Consider the following 13051-nt stretch of genomic DNA (forward strand, 5'->3'; position numbering starts at 1 on the left):
TGAAACATTTGTCGTCCCACTATCAGTTGACGGGGTTACGCTTTTGGGGAAGCTGCTACATAAATAGCCTTCTTGGCATTGTCAAATACTAGAATGTCGTAGTATGACAATCCCTTAATGGTTGTCCGATAACCAGAACGGTCAGTAGAAGCATCAAGGACATCGACAGTATCGTACTTAACGATTGGTGCTAATGCGTAAAGTGGTACTGCCATGAAGTTAACGTTATCAGGAATAGTTAGCCCTGAAATACGGTCCTTGGCACAGGTAAGAATAGGAACCCCACCGTCAAGTTGACCAACACGCCGGTCAATTCCATTAATTTGTTGAGTGTTAGTGGAGAAGTTCTTAGTAACACCCTTAGCGTTCTTTAATGCCCGGTAATATCCAGCAGAAGCAAAGATAACATATCCACCAGGAATTTCATTATCAATCATGTATTGTTCAAGGTCATCATAGGCATCAAGAGCGTTGTCGCTAGTAATTGTGTCAGTAACTAACTTCCCACCATTCTTAGCGGTGTCATAAATCTTTTGAGCAGCGAACTTGTCACGATGAGGAACGGTAATTAACCGTTGGTGTTCACGAACAACGTTAGCTACTTGATAAGCCCCGTTTTCGCTCATATCAAGTTGATCTAAGTCATATCCGATCCAATCTTCTTGGGTGAGGTCAAACGTTTCCTTTTCAACGTTAACGTTATGCCGAGCATTATCACCATTCCGGTTATATTTTTCAGCTTCAACAAAGCCTGAAAACTTGTTTACTCGTACAGTATGAACTCCAGTAAAATCAGCAGCAGTAATCGACTTAGCACCACCAGTCAATGGTTGCCAAATCTGAGAATCAGCTGCAAATTGTTCATCAATTGCATTTAAGTCTTTTTGATCTAGTGCAAGCATTTATTTTTCCTTCTTTCTTTAATCCTTAGCTTCTTGCATTCGTTGAGCGATATTATTCACGATGTCATCACTACCAGAGTTACCATCATTGCCGTTATTAAATTCATTGCTTAATGAAATGTTTGGCTTAGGCTGTTCAGCGTCAAACAGATAACTATTATCTTTCTTAACGGCATCAATTTGTTCTGATAAGCCGGTCAATGAGCCATCTTTATTCACGCTCACTTTGTCAGTGTCGATTAATGGAAGCACGGTCTTAATGTTCTTCGCTTTGGCATCACGCAATGCACCTTCAATTTTGAAGCTCTTACTTTGGCTTGCTAGTTGATCTTGGTACTTTTGTGTTGCCGTTTTGTTATCTTCTTGTAACTGCTTAATCTGGTCCTTTAATGCATCGTTATCCTTAACAGACTTCTTCAAGTCGTTTAACTGATTGTCACGGTCAGCAATTTGTGATTGCAAACCATCACGTTCATTAGTTAAACTTGTAATCTTTTCATTCAATGCATTAATATCTTTTCCATTTTGGCTCATTACAAAATTAATCTGAGTCTCATTAAGTCCTTGTTCCTTTAAATCGTCACGCTTCATTGCGATCTCTCCTTTACGTTAGTTGTTTACGGAGTTACGAACTCCGGGAATTGATTGCATAACAAAAAGACAGTTTTACGACGTGTCCGGGTCGAATATTATTTTCTAATTTGTTATCTTTTCCAGTTTAATATTACCAATCGCTTTTACTATCTTTGGTATAAGTTCCAAATTCTCAGTAGTAGCCATTACTGGTAAATCAAAATCAATGTGGAATTTCATTTTTTCAAAAGTATTAGCATTACCTTTAAATTCAACATTTTTTAATCATTGGACTGATTAAATCCATCTTCTCTTCACCGTCATACGTTTCAAAGTGTTCTTCCATAAATATCACTCCGTTATTTTTTCTCTGTTGTAATCACGGGTAAGAATCGGCGTTTTATGATTTTCGTTCGTTTGCTTGATAAACTCTCGCATATTCGCCTGTCGTGCCCGTATCAGCGTTTTACACTTAGTTACTTGTTCTTCATCGCCTAATTCTTTAGCAGCTACTAGACGGTGCTTGGCGTCTCTGATAGCCCGTTCACGTGCTCGTTGTTTCTGAACTATCTTTCCGTTCTTAATCGCCTGTTCGGGGTCATATTGGGGTTGATGATTCACGTTAACACCCGGAACAAACGGGAACAGTCGATGATGACAATTAATCCCTTGGGTTCCTGCTGGTGTTCCATAGCCGTGATTATAGATACTATCGTATTTATCGTTATAATCAGGGCTTTCAGGTGGGACGATGTTAACCACGTGTCCTTGAATCCAAGCACAAGCCGGTCGACTGTTAGGGTGGCTACTCATCAATGCTAAGTGCATATCAAAGTCCCTCATCCTGCTAAGTCGTAAGTCGTTGTAAGTCCGATTAACTGTCGTATTGATTACCATTCGAGAATAACCCTCAATGCTCCAGTTATGACCGGCTTTATCAACTAGCCTTGTAGGCAAACCACGATCAACCGCACGATAGACCGCACTTTCGACAGCTTTTTGGTGAGTCATTAGACCAGATACCGTTGCCAATGTTGATTCAGTAAGTATCTGCCGATATACCCTTGTCGTTGCCGTAGCTCCATAATTACGGCTGATTAATGATTCGTTAATGTTATTGTTCAAATCAGACCAAGTTTGGCTCACAACGGCTGTGAGAACATTCTGGGTGTCACTAGATACTGGTTCTTTTCGCCCTGTTGCCTCTTGCAGCTCGCCATCAACTTCATTGATTACTTGAATACCATGAAACTTAATCAAGTCCTTGATTGCTTTTTCACTTAAGCCATCAGCATGTGCAATTAGCTTCATAGTTTGCTGATTAAGCTTTCCCATTTGAGCTAACTGTTTCGCCTGCCAAGTAACAACATCATCTTTACTAACGTGCTTGTAATCTCCAGCCTTTAACGTGTCAATAATCGTGTTAAATATCTGTGATTGCAGTTGTTCGTAAAGGTCGATGATTTTATTACCGGCTTTTTGGAAGTCGTCACGTGCGGTCATGATTAATCAGCTCCTACATCATCGTCACCATCTGGTCCCCTATTCTCTTCAAAACTGTTAGGCGTATACTCTGGTTGCTCCTTTTGAACTTGTTGAAGCCATTGTTGAGCATCCTCTTCGCTTAGTCCCTCGTTACGAATCAAGAACTGCAATTTAGGCATAACACCAGCCGCAACAAGTGCTAAGTCGTTGGTTTGTTGCTTATCTTTATCAACGAAAACGCCATCGTCAAAATGAACGCTTAATCCTAATTCATCATCAGCATTAAACTTGCATCTTGCTTGACCATCGCTGAAGAACTCTGGTGTACTAGCAACTTCTAAAATGGCCGTAACTAACTGATTAAGAAATAACTCAACTTGGGTCAAGTAACTTGAACGAGTTTGGTAAGTGGTTGAGTTCTCACTAACAATTTCAGTAGCGGTTTTAACCGACTGACCATCAAATGAAAATGTTCCGGCACTAAATCCAGTCTGTTCTTCAAACTCACGTAAGAAGTAATCAATAGCTTCTTTATATTGCTGAGTTCGAATATCACTAGTTAAATCGGTAATATTCATGCTGTCAGCATCCCCATAGAACTGTTCATACACATCCATGTCGGGATCAAACATTAACGGGTGTGTTTCATCATCATTAGTAGTATTACCGAACTTATTACCCGGTCTTAGCATTTCAGCAGGGACCGCAATACGACGCTTGCCCATTTTAATTTCATGCACAAACTCATCGTGGGTAGTATTAATTGCATTGATGATATTCTTTGAGTTATCAACAATCCCCATTCCAAGCGGACTATCTAGGTCTTTGTTATTTGCTCCCGGTGTACGGAAGTAAGCAAACAAAGGCTTTTTAATAATCCCGTTATTAAAGGTGATGGTTGGCTGCATCTTTGGATAGAGGGTGCTAAGCGGTACAGATTGACCGACAACATCTCGTTCAGTCGAGCGATACAATTCGTTAGTAATCTGGTAGGTATTGGTGTCTAGCCATTGGTGGAACTCTAATAAGGTGTAATAAACTAATTGCTTATTCTCGGTTCGAGCTGAACGACTGGCAAAAACACATTCACTAATATTGTCAGTGTTGCTATGTAGTGGATAAAACTGATCCGCATTAGCCCAGGCAATACGAATATTATCTTGGTCGTCAACATAAGGACGTGCGGCTAATCCACCTAGTGCAACACCTGTTTCCAAATGCTGCTCAAATTGCAGATTGAAATGATTGTCGTCGATAATCTGGCTAAGTAATTCATCATTAGCATGATCCTTTAACGATATTTCACATTGTTCATTAAAGATGATTGAAGCTAATCGTTTAGCTGATAACTTAGTGATGTTTAGCGTATTCATTTTACGGTGTCGCTTATGTCCGTAACTATTTCGGTACCAGATAACCGGTAAATCATCACGATAATACTTTTTAGCTTCTTGAATACGGGTGTACTCTGATTCAGCGATTGCCACTCGTTCATCATCAGTGATTTTAGTTAAGCTCTTAGTCATACCTAGCTTAGCGCCTCCTTTCCATATAAGATTCTTCAGTGTTGTTAGAAAGCTCATTGTGTCACCTCCTACCACTTCAGCCCAAGGTCACGTTCGTTGTCACGTACAACGTATTGGAACATATCACACGTGTGGTCATCTTCCTTAATGACTTTGGGATCGTCACTTTGTAACGTATTCTCATCCCACTGGTACTTTTGATGTTCAGCAATAAAGATTTCATTTTCAGGACGTTTCAGATAATAAAAACGACCTTGTGCTAGTAAATCTTGCACTCGGTCAATCATATCTACCTTTTTTAGCTTATTAACTTTATGCCAGTGAATACCATAATCATTGTAGAACTGATTGTCTAACGCCCCTTCTGCTGAGTCGATAGTCATACGTGTAGGCTGTTTTCCTATCCATTCAGTAACTTTATCAATAAATGACTTCAAGTCCTTAGAAAGCTCGCTAGGTGGCTTTTTATGTGATTTACCTTGTGGACTGTAATAGTAGGTGTCGAGCAGTATCAAATTACCCTTTTTAGTTAATCCATAAGCACCACAAGTAGTTGCCGAAACTTCATGCCCTGTATCAACAGAATAATAAACATTAGTGATGTAGTCATCATCTGGCAACTTATCTATAGCTTGGAAGTTATCCATGTTATAGATATTTGTTCCAAGCCCAATAACTTCCCCAAGATACATCCAACGGTAATAGTCATAATTATTTTGCTTAACGGTATTGATTTCATCAATATAATCTTGTGACAAGATGTTGGGAAGCGTGACGTCCTTATATGTAGAATGATCGACAAGCCAATTAGGTATTCCTTCTCGTTGTGTAACCCATTCGTTAATCCATTCATAAGGATTTTTAGGTGGGTTGTAGCTGTAATATGTAACAACATGAGCGCCAGGTGGTAGTTGTTTACGAGTAAACGAAGCTCGTACCATATCAACCTCTTGCCAAGAATCAAACTCAGCTAATTCTTCAAACCAAAGATAACGTACATATCCCTTAGCAATCATCATTGACTTTAATTTCTGCGGGTCATCAACCCCACTAAAATAGAAAGCCGTTCCGTTGCGTTTATCAACAATTCGATATGGTGATTTTTTGAACTCAAAAAGGCTATCTACATGCAACATGTAAATGGCCCATTTAATCTGTTCATAAACTGACAACTCAATCGTATTGGCAACCTTACGCATAATTAAAACGTTAGCTTGTGAATCCTGTAAAAAATCCATCACTAATTGAATACTAATTACAGAAGACTTAGTAGATCCACGTCCGCCTTTTAGAACCTTATTTAAGCAATGAGAAAACAGTATCCGATCAAAATGAGGGCATATCATGTTGTCAGCATTAATTGTTATTTGCTTCTTCATTTTCTATGCTCCTATCATTTCTAACTATATTGATTGTTAAGTCATCGGTTACATCATTACTCAATTGTTCAGCCTTACGTTCTGCAATATCTGCCTCAGCATTAGCCTTGCGAATCTTGGCTTTATCTAACTCTGGTGTACTATTATCTGACAACATACCAGAAAGCTTCAAAATTGAGTTGGCAGCTTGAAGCTGAACCATCTCCGACTTAGCTTCTAGCAAATCAACAAGTTTCTTTAATGCCCTACTTTCAAAGCTTCTTTTGACGACCAAATGGTTATATTGTTGTTGAGCCGCCTTAAATAATTCATCGTTTTTCCAATTATCTAGTGTGGATCTACGCCGTTGGACAGCTTCAGCAATTTGTTCGTCCGTTAATTCGTCTTCAAATAGCAATCTAACGGCTTTTCTACGACGTTTGTCCAATTGATAAAAAGGACCAGATTGTCCAATTTTGTCCAATTTTTTCATGGCATATCGCCACACCACCTTTCTAATCGTAAAAACATTTGCTATTTATTTTTATGTACTTTAAAAGCTAGTAAGCGTTGACCTGTCAGCTTTTTCTTTTGCTTCATATGTCTATCAGCTCGACATAGCATCATGTATTCTTGCTTAGATGCCACCAAGCCAAATCGTTTAGTTTGATACATCATAATGACCTCACAAACTTATGAAATTCATCATGTGCTTTCTTCTTTTTGTTGATTGTACTTTGAAGAGCTTTTTCGACTTCTTGCCCTTCTCTTTTTCGGCTTGTCTCTACTGCTAAGTTTTGAAACACTTTGCAGATTGCCATAATACCTTTAGCAAGTTCTTCTTGGCTCATATGTATTCCTCCAAACAAAAAAGCCAGCGCTAGGCTGACTTGTTATTAGAAATTATTATTATAAAACTCAGTTAATTCGCTTAATCTATCTTCATATCGTTTTTTCTGTACACCATTCGGTATTTTATTATCGATTTCATTTAATCCTTGAAAATCAACGTATACATTATCGTTATCTAAGTAACTTTTTTTAGAATAATCTGATATTAATCCTGTATGAATATAGGAGCTTGGTTTAGGTAATCCCTCGACATCCTTAGTAATAATATCGAGTTCCGATCCAAATGCAGATAAGGTTTGGCCTTTAGCACCGTCTAATAGAGGAATTAATTTTGCATTGTCGTATCTACCACTCTTTATTAATACCTCCACTCTAGTAACAAAGTCGGCTAATATTTCTGATTTTGGACCTATATTTAAATATCCTGCCGAATCTGTTTGACCAAGAGTAATCTCAAGCAATGGATAAATTGTTTCTTTGAATTCTTTATACTGAACTTCTACTTCTGTTAACTTCTTTGTAACACCAAACCATTTTGTGGTTAGCGATTTTATCTCTGGCAACCACATAAATGAAAGCATCGCAATCACTATGCACCAGCATAGGATGTAACCAATATTTTCTTTTAGCCACATCATAATTACTGTACCTCCAATTAATAATCCGGAAAGTACCATTATTTTAATTTTGTTTTTCATAAACATCACCGATAACATAATACAAAAAGCCCAGTCATTTGACTAGGCTTGGGTGATGTATATGTGTGCCCGGCTTTCCACACCAGACACGCTCCAGCAAACGTGTTGCATTCACACCAATATATGATTATCAATATATTTTGTGGTGCTTGCTGAAGCTCGTAAGCAATCGAGTTGACGTGTCTAAAAATATAGTAGTTATTCTTAATGATTGCTTACTATGCTAAGAGCCGGAATCGAACCGGACTTCATGCGCAGGCTTCCGTTGAATCGCATAAAATTTCCACCTGTGCTCTCACCAGAGAACGTTAGCGACAGAGAGTTTGTGAAAAGCAGGTGACTATCAACTCCTTTAAATTGAATTGAGTGTCATCTCTATCTCTCTGCTTGAAGCACTGTTAAACATTAAAAGAGGAGGCTTAACATCTCCTTTAATTTATTGTGCTTCAATATGGAAGGCATAAGACAAGTGAGGTGCTAGCTTCACCTCCAGATATATATTGCCTTCCAAAGTGAACACTGGGAACTGCCCCCACAAGCGTTGTCGCTTGGTGTCTACTTTCACGCATTCACATAATCAGAACTAATTAACTACCGCACCCGGTCGTAGTTTTCCGCCTACTCCTGTAACGGACGTTAGTGTTCTGAATAATTGTAATCTTCTAGCCGTTGAGTTAGATTACGTACTCTTCTGCTGATAACAGCACGGCTACCGTGAGACTAGCAGAGCCGGTATACATAAAAACAAAGGAAGTGTTTCTTTACGTCATCAAAATGTGTATGGCATTAGTACATGCTAGTCTCAATGTGCATTATAGGATTTGCACCTATCTCCGGCTTGATTACCGTTACACACTACCTACGCTTAACAGAGAGACCCTGAGTTGCTGGTAGTAACTCGTCTACTCCTCTGCCAAAGTCAATAAAGTCGTATTATTAAGCAGTTTAAGGACATGAATGCTGAAGTCATTCGTGCTCGGGTCACATGTATTTGGTAATTGTGAGTTCAATTAATTTTTTGAACAATACCATAATACGGCTGTTTTTAAGGCGAAACCGGTCAAATGCCGGCAAATTCCGGACAAAAACCGGACAACTTCATTTTATGACACGAACTGAGTCATCAGGACACATCAACGCACCTTCCCATAACGCTTGATCTTGCAGTCTTCTGTACTGTCTATCGTCCATATAGGTGTTGTACCGCTCATTAATGTAATTCATTGTTCTAATTGCTGACCAGTTCTTAATAAAGCGGTGAAGCAAAATATCGCCTAAGATTTCTTCTTCCTCTCCCACGCTCATCAATACCTCACAGCACTTGATTCTTGTCTTGTACTGATAAACGGCTTCAGCGTGGTTAACGAACTTCTGGTCCGGATCATGTGGCGTCCCATCGTTCGGTTGTCCGTCCATACTAGGCGACTTCAAACCTGGGAACCGTTGCATTGCCTTAAGCTTGTACTTTTTCCATTCTCTTAGATACTCCTTGAATGCTTCCTTAGTGGCTTCTTTATCCAAATTACCAAATACGCTGTCAACCACGCTCTACACCCCTCGTCTCTTGTGATATAATTGATTTGCTTTAATTAATATCTCAAGGGCGCTCTCACGGTAGAGCGTCTTTTTAGTTTCTAACTAAATAAATTGCTTATCAGTGAAGCAATTGGTGCACAAGCATGAATAACATTAACAACCAAGCACCCCAACATAACTAAACTAAGAGCCCCGCCAATCATTGATGTGCTCATACATGCAATTGAATAATCAGGCTCATGCATTCTATCAGAGAATGTTTGCTTTTCGGACTTTTTAAAAAAGTAAATTGATAACCATATCGTAGCTACTAAACACGTAATAAATAAAATGCCACACAATACCGATAAAACTATCGCCGACATTTGATACTGCTGAACCATCGTTTTAGCAACGGAAGGTAATTCGCTTAATTGCCCATTTAACGTCTTTAATAATTGTTGTTCTGCCTCATGTTTCATTTACTTTTCTCCTGTCGCTTCAATTCATTTTCTTTCCGCCGTTCCCGTTTCTTCCGGAGACGGCTTTTTTGTTTCTTTTTCTTTGATTTCATAATTTCTCCTAGTCTGGTGTGTTTTCTAATGAATCAGCACTAACTTTTACTGCTTCGTATTGATTAGCCCGTGGCCCAATCGGCTCAATTTCAAATACGTGATAACGGCCTTTAACTTTATTAGCAGTAATTCGATACTTACGGCCCATACAATAAACCGGTGTTTGTTCTTTCAACGCCTTTACTGCTTGTGAATACAACATGCTTTCTTCACCTCAATTTCTACTCGTGGTTTGTCTGAATAATACTTATGTGCTACTAGGTCGACTATCTGATTATCGTCTTCCCACAGAAGCCCATTTAAGCCATCCAAAGTAGATTTAATGTAATTATCCGTGTCGGGCTTTACAACAGGTCTGTGGCTACCTGACAAGCGCAATGCACGCTCTTTTTTTGATAGGCTCGATTGCACATGACGAAAGAAGTTCAATTCAACCTTGAGCGGACCAGTTAACGGCGCTTGTTTGTATTGAAACTGGCACATCATCGCTAACTGCTTTTTGTACACTGACACCTTCTTAGGGTCATACAAGCGAATACCTCGCCCCATTCTGGTTGCTCGTGGTCGTGCTTGTTCAACTGGTTCAATCTCGAATACTAGTTTCACTTGCGATTAATCCTTTCATGCGTATCGTCAACCTTAATCGTTGTTACCACTCCCAGCACGAAGCCAAGCGCTCCCGGTTACTGTGATTGCTAGTAAGTCATATATGCTCATTCTCTATCTCCTATAACCGTTAACCGAAGCGAACACTTTAACTATTCTCCTCATCATGGAAACTCTTCGCTTCTCTAATTGAGTCATCCCCATCCATCTAGCACGTTCAATCCCACGCCTACGGGTTCGCTTAATTCCACTTACTCGTGCATAGCCTAAAAGAAAAGCTCTTGCTTCTTTTTGTCTTCCAGGATGTCTTCGATAATATAAGTCAAACTCAACCATTGGATAATAGTTGCTTGGCTTATAGTGTAGTAATCCTTTAACAGGTACTGATGATGGCTTGCCGGCGGACCAACCAATCAGCTTAGCAGATTCTGAACTACCCTTTTCCTTAGCAAAATATTGAATATCATTCATCAGTCGCACCTCTCGTAAGTTGATCGAAATACATCATCTGCAATTGCATAGCTTGGAAACGGTGGTCTACCAACAATCCAATCTCCAACGTGAATTTGATGTTCAACTGAACTTGAGGGTTTTGTATACCAATAGCGACTAATTAAGTTTTGAACACTAACATAATCACCGTCTGATTTAATATCGTGAATACACCACTTTTTAATCATTTCATCCGACCCATCAAACTGTTCAGCTTCAATTAAGGCTGTTTTTTTGTATTTGTGTAGCATTAGTTCAATAGCATCTCCTCTGCATAGTCTTCTGGTTCGACTGGACCATTAATAGCTAAATCAAGCTCAAACTCTTTTCCGTGCTTAACTAGGACAGGATTTCCCCACTGATTAAGCACAATGCAGTAATGTTCATCTAAATCAATTCTCATCAGTCGTCCTCCACGCAAGCAACGCAATCATAATTGAGTAATATTTTCTTTTCAGACGCTTCTATGAGCAAAAATTGTGGTCTTAGCCATCTACTAGTATTAAAGCCTTTCATAACTTCATCGAAGTCAGCAGTAATCGTAATTGTTTGCCCATCCGTCAAGTGAATCTTAGTCATTGTTATTCCTCCACCGGTTCCTTCATTGCGTCAATTGCAGGTGCTAATAATGGCTCACGTTCCACAAGCACTTTTAAATCGCTATCGTTATACTGCATTGCTTCACTTTTTAGATTAGTGAAATCAATAATAAATTCATCAAATCCTGTAATTATTTTTTTAACGTATTTAGGCATTTGGTCAATTTTGCGCTTAGCCACTAGACGATACCTCTTTTCAATAGCACGATCCTCAATTGGTGTTTTAAAGAACTCTTCAATTAATTCTGATAGATACTTACTAGTTTCCTTGCTAATGAAGTCATTAGCAGAGGTAAACCAATCTATTCCTAGGAAATTCGTTGCATCAAGTGGGATTCTAAACAATAAATCATTTTCGTTATCATAAACACGAATTAAGCTATCGCAACGATTTACTACTATTTCATCATTATGATTTGCTTTATTAATAAATTCATCAATTTTCATTTGCGTCCCTCCAGATCTTACACGGCATTGTCGTTTCACCGCCAAATCGCATTAATTCCAGATTTTCGATTGGATAGCGATATACATTCCACCAATCAGGTCTATACGTCTGTACTTTGAAATTTAGAATGGCGTTGTTCTCTTTCAAAATTTCCCTAAACTTTTTGACAGCTTCTTTCTTCGTGTTAGCAGCTACCATGTACTCTTCTACGCAATCATCACGGACGTAATCCTTTGACTGAAACATATACAGGTACATTTTTACCATCCCTCTCTCATTCGTCCTCCACCGGTTCCTTCATTGCATCAATTGCAGGAGCAATGTTTGGATACCTCTTTTCAATGTCCTTTAGATCTTTTTCTAAAAAAATAGTTGGTTCACCATAAACAAAAGAGAAACTATCCATACTTTCTTTAATCCGTGCAACATACTTTGTAGGATATGTTCCTGTTAGCTCAAAAGAACCAGGAATGGCAACTAGGCGGTACTTCTTTTCTGGGAAACGTTCCTTAACAGGTGTTTCAAGGAACTCTTCAATCAGTGCTGATAGCTTCTCACGATCAGCGTTTGCGAAATACTTTCCTTGATTATCAACGTAGAAATATACATCCATAAAATTAGTGGCTTTTTCAGGCACCAATAGAAGTTCATCGTCATTACTGGAGCTTATTAAGATTCCGTCATCTCTTTTAATTGCTTTTAAATCCAAGAAAGAACTGTTTATTTCCTTGACAAGTTTGTTAATCTTCATTTTTACCATCCCTCTCTCATTCGTCCTGCAATGAACGCTAAGATAATCACTAACGCCACTGGCAAAATTACCCAGCCACCAGCAAACTTCATCGTCGTTACTGTAATCAGCGTAATCGCAAACCACAGCACCGCATACAACACACTATCCATTCGTTTCATCACTCCTAAACTCATCTAAGCTAACACCTAATACATCAGCTATCTTGACCATGTTTGTAAAACTGGGTTCTGATATTCCTCTGCTATACGAGTAAAGGGTGTTATCTAATATTCCCGTTAACTTTGACAAACGATATATCGACATTGATTGTTTGTCTAATTGTTTTTGCACTAATTCCCACAACATATAGCTATCAATCCTCTTTTTAACCACAAAATAATGTGGTATAGTTATTTTCGCAATTAATAATAAAAACTCCTTTTGAATAAACAATTAATTGCAATTCAGTCACAAGTGAGGTGAATTAAATAATGTATTTCTCTATTCAAAAAGCGACCAATGGTCAATACTATTTCTTAATTAAATCTGATAATCATGAAGTAGTTGCTACTAGTGAAACCTACTACTACAAAGAATCGGCCGAGCGTACTATCAATTCAATTAAGCGTGGTATTAATCCCGATACAATGGTTATTGATGTTACAAAGTATTAATAATACGTTTGATTC

At 38.7% G+C, this 13051-nt stretch carries 21 protein-coding genes; 1 reads left to right on the forward strand and 20 read right to left on the reverse strand.

All coding sequences use genetic code 11. From position 1 onward, the window contains the following. Positions 1 to 35: 35 nt before the first annotated feature. From PRK60_RS07540 to PRK60_RS07635, 20 genes are all read right to left on the reverse strand, one after another. Entirely contained in the window at positions 36 to 902 is an 867-nt protein-coding gene (locus PRK60_RS07540; protein ID WP_102168117.1) for a capsid protein, read from the reverse strand. 18 nt (positions 903 to 920) lie between these two features. After that, the gene (locus PRK60_RS07545; RefSeq protein WP_273645904.1) at positions 921 to 1493 is read right to left on the reverse strand and encodes a phage scaffolding protein; all 573 of its coding nucleotides are present in this window, start codon (positions 1491 to 1493) and stop codon (positions 921 to 923) included. 333 nt (positions 1494 to 1826) lie between these two features. Continuing rightward, positions 1827 to 2978, reverse strand: a complete 1152-nt coding sequence (locus tag PRK60_RS07550; protein ID WP_273645905.1) for a phage minor capsid protein — start codon at positions 2976 to 2978, stop codon at positions 1827 to 1829. Positions 2979 to 2980: 2 nt separating this feature from the next. Beyond that, positions 2981 to 4486, reverse strand: coding sequence for a phage portal protein (locus PRK60_RS07555; RefSeq protein WP_273645906.1), 1506 nt, complete (start codon positions 4484 to 4486; stop codon positions 2981 to 2983). A 68-nt stretch (positions 4487 to 4554) separates the two neighbouring features. Beyond that, the gene (locus PRK60_RS07560; RefSeq protein WP_273645907.1) at positions 4555 to 5865 is read right to left on the reverse strand and encodes a PBSX family phage terminase large subunit; all 1311 of its coding nucleotides are present in this window, start codon (positions 5863 to 5865) and stop codon (positions 4555 to 4557) included. Next, positions 5843 to 6337 carry a phBC6A51 family helix-turn-helix protein gene (locus PRK60_RS07565; RefSeq protein WP_273645908.1) on the reverse strand — a complete coding sequence of 165 codons (495 nt, stop codon included), beginning with the start codon at positions 6335 to 6337 and terminating at the stop codon, positions 5843 to 5845. Before PRK60_RS07565 ends, PRK60_RS07560 begins: the two co-directional genes overlap by 23 nt. A gap of 181 nt (positions 6338 to 6518) precedes the next feature. Further along, entirely contained in the window at positions 6519 to 6695 is a 177-nt protein-coding gene (locus PRK60_RS07570; protein WP_273645909.1) for a hypothetical protein, read from the reverse strand. 45 nt (positions 6696 to 6740) lie between these two features. Next, positions 6741 to 7394, reverse strand: coding sequence for a hypothetical protein (locus PRK60_RS07575; RefSeq protein ID WP_273645910.1), 654 nt, complete (start codon positions 7392 to 7394; stop codon positions 6741 to 6743). A 1098-nt stretch (positions 7395 to 8492) separates the two neighbouring features. Further along, positions 8493 to 8939 carry a hypothetical protein gene (locus PRK60_RS07580; RefSeq protein WP_273645911.1) on the reverse strand — a complete coding sequence of 149 codons (447 nt, stop codon included), beginning with the start codon at positions 8937 to 8939 and terminating at the stop codon, positions 8493 to 8495. An 89-nt stretch (positions 8940 to 9028) separates the two neighbouring features. Further along, positions 9029 to 9391 carry a hypothetical protein gene (locus PRK60_RS07585; protein WP_273645912.1) on the reverse strand — a complete coding sequence of 121 codons (363 nt, stop codon included), beginning with the start codon at positions 9389 to 9391 and terminating at the stop codon, positions 9029 to 9031. A 100-nt stretch (positions 9392 to 9491) separates the two neighbouring features. Next, positions 9492 to 9686 (reverse strand): hypothetical protein, encoded by a 195-nt coding sequence (locus PRK60_RS07590; RefSeq protein WP_178695920.1) that lies wholly within the window; start codon positions 9684 to 9686, stop codon positions 9492 to 9494. Continuing rightward, complete coding sequence (locus tag PRK60_RS07595; RefSeq protein ID WP_178695921.1) at positions 9665 to 10090, reverse strand: RusA family crossover junction endodeoxyribonuclease; 426 nt, start codon at positions 10088 to 10090, stop codon at positions 9665 to 9667. Before PRK60_RS07595 ends, PRK60_RS07590 begins: the two co-directional genes overlap by 22 nt. A 114-nt stretch (positions 10091 to 10204) precedes the next feature. Then, positions 10205 to 10561: a hypothetical protein gene (locus PRK60_RS07600; RefSeq protein ID WP_178695923.1), complete on the reverse strand. Its 357-nt coding sequence runs from the start codon at positions 10559 to 10561 to the stop codon at positions 10205 to 10207. Beyond that, a complete protein-coding gene (locus PRK60_RS07605; protein WP_178695925.1) occupies positions 10561 to 10833 on the reverse strand; it encodes a hypothetical protein in 273 nt (90 codons plus the stop codon). The genes PRK60_RS07600 and PRK60_RS07605 overlap by 1 nt, the downstream gene beginning before the upstream one ends. Beyond that, positions 10833 to 10985 (reverse strand): hypothetical protein, encoded by a 153-nt coding sequence (locus PRK60_RS07610; protein ID WP_178695927.1) that lies wholly within the window; start codon positions 10983 to 10985, stop codon positions 10833 to 10835. Before PRK60_RS07610 ends, PRK60_RS07605 begins: the two co-directional genes overlap by 1 nt. Next, the gene (locus PRK60_RS07615; RefSeq protein WP_273645913.1) at positions 10985 to 11161 is read right to left on the reverse strand and encodes a hypothetical protein; all 177 of its coding nucleotides are present in this window, start codon (positions 11159 to 11161) and stop codon (positions 10985 to 10987) included. Before PRK60_RS07615 ends, PRK60_RS07610 begins: the two co-directional genes overlap by 1 nt. Before the next feature lie 2 nt (positions 11162 to 11163). Further along, on the reverse strand, positions 11164 to 11628 hold the full coding sequence (locus PRK60_RS07620; RefSeq protein ID WP_273645914.1) for a hypothetical protein: 465 nt from the start codon (positions 11626 to 11628) through the stop codon (positions 11164 to 11166). 275 nt (positions 11629 to 11903) lie between these two features. Then, positions 11904 to 12380, reverse strand: coding sequence for a hypothetical protein (locus tag PRK60_RS07625; RefSeq protein WP_273645915.1), 477 nt, complete (start codon positions 12378 to 12380; stop codon positions 11904 to 11906). A gap of 2 nt (positions 12381 to 12382) precedes the next feature. After that, on the reverse strand, positions 12383 to 12556 hold the full coding sequence (locus PRK60_RS07630; RefSeq protein ID WP_273645916.1) for a hypothetical protein: 174 nt from the start codon (positions 12554 to 12556) through the stop codon (positions 12383 to 12385). After that, entirely contained in the window at positions 12525 to 12728 is a 204-nt protein-coding gene (locus PRK60_RS07635) for a helix-turn-helix domain-containing protein (RefSeq protein WP_316243097.1), read from the reverse strand. Before PRK60_RS07635 ends, PRK60_RS07630 begins: the two co-directional genes overlap by 32 nt. Before the next feature lie 125 nt (positions 12729 to 12853). On the opposite strand from PRK60_RS07635, the gene PRK60_RS07640 reads away from it, so the two are divergent. Then, positions 12854 to 13036: a YegP family protein gene (locus PRK60_RS07640; RefSeq protein ID WP_269295885.1), complete on the forward strand. Its 183-nt coding sequence runs from the start codon at positions 12854 to 12856 to the stop codon at positions 13034 to 13036. Positions 13037 to 13051: the final 15 nt, after the last annotated feature.

The sequence above is a fragment of the Limosilactobacillus portuensis genome, from assembly GCF_028607025.1.
In the GTDB taxonomy this organism is placed as follows: domain Bacteria; phylum Bacillota; class Bacilli; order Lactobacillales; family Lactobacillaceae; genus Limosilactobacillus; species Limosilactobacillus portuensis.

Bases quoted from the DNA above. Each gene is read 5' to 3' on its own strand.
- PRK60_RS07540 (WP_102168117.1), bottom strand. From the start codon at position 902: ATGCTTGCACTAGATCAAAAAGACTTAAATGCAATTGATGAACAATTT.
- PRK60_RS07545 (WP_273645904.1), bottom strand. From the start codon at position 1,493: ATGAAGCGTGACGATTTAAAGGAACAAGGACTTAATGAGACTCAGATT.
- PRK60_RS07550 (WP_273645905.1), bottom strand. From the start codon at position 2,978: ATGACCGCACGTGACGACTTCCAAAAAGCCGGTAATAAAATCATCGAC.
- PRK60_RS07555 (WP_273645906.1), bottom strand. From the start codon at position 4,486: ATGACTAAGAGCTTAACTAAAATCACTGATGATGAACGAGTGGCAATC.
- PRK60_RS07560 (WP_273645907.1), bottom strand. From the start codon at position 5,865: ATGAAGAAGCAAATAACAATTAATGCTGACAACATGATATGCCCTCAT.
- PRK60_RS07565 (WP_273645908.1), bottom strand. From the start codon at position 6,337: ATGAAAAAATTGGACAAAATTGGACAATCTGGTCCTTTTTATCAATTG.
- PRK60_RS07570 (WP_273645909.1), bottom strand. From the start codon at position 6,695: ATGAGCCAAGAAGAACTTGCTAAAGGTATTATGGCAATCTGCAAAGTG.
- PRK60_RS07575 (WP_273645910.1), bottom strand. From the start codon at position 7,394: ATGAAAAACAAAATTAAAATAATGGTACTTTCCGGATTATTAATTGGA.
- PRK60_RS07585 (WP_273645912.1), bottom strand. From the start codon at position 9,391: ATGAAACATGAGGCAGAACAACAATTATTAAAGACGTTAAATGGGCAA.
- PRK60_RS07590 (WP_178695920.1), bottom strand. From the start codon at position 9,686: ATGTTGTATTCACAAGCAGTAAAGGCGTTGAAAGAACAAACACCGGTT.
- PRK60_RS07600 (WP_178695923.1), bottom strand. From the start codon at position 10,561: ATGAATGATATTCAATATTTTGCTAAGGAAAAGGGTAGTTCAGAATCT.
- PRK60_RS07605 (WP_178695925.1), bottom strand. From the start codon at position 10,833: ATGCTACACAAATACAAAAAAACAGCCTTAATTGAAGCTGAACAGTTT.
- PRK60_RS07610 (WP_178695927.1), bottom strand. From the start codon at position 10,985: ATGAGAATTGATTTAGATGAACATTACTGCATTGTGCTTAATCAGTGG.
- PRK60_RS07615 (WP_273645913.1), bottom strand. From the start codon at position 11,161: ATGACTAAGATTCACTTGACGGATGGGCAAACAATTACGATTACTGCT.
- PRK60_RS07620 (WP_273645914.1), bottom strand. From the start codon at position 11,628: ATGAAAATTGATGAATTTATTAATAAAGCAAATCATAATGATGAAATA.
- PRK60_RS07625 (WP_273645915.1), bottom strand. From the start codon at position 12,380: ATGAAGATTAACAAACTTGTCAAGGAAATAAACAGTTCTTTCTTGGAT.
- PRK60_RS07630 (WP_273645916.1), bottom strand. From the start codon at position 12,556: ATGAGTTTAGGAGTGATGAAACGAATGGATAGTGTGTTGTATGCGGTG.
- PRK60_RS07635 (WP_316243097.1), bottom strand. From the start codon at position 12,728: ATGTTGTGGGAATTAGTGCAAAAACAATTAGACAAACAATCAATGTCG.
- PRK60_RS07640 (WP_269295885.1), top strand. From the start codon at position 12,854: ATGTATTTCTCTATTCAAAAAGCGACCAATGGTCAATACTATTTCTTA.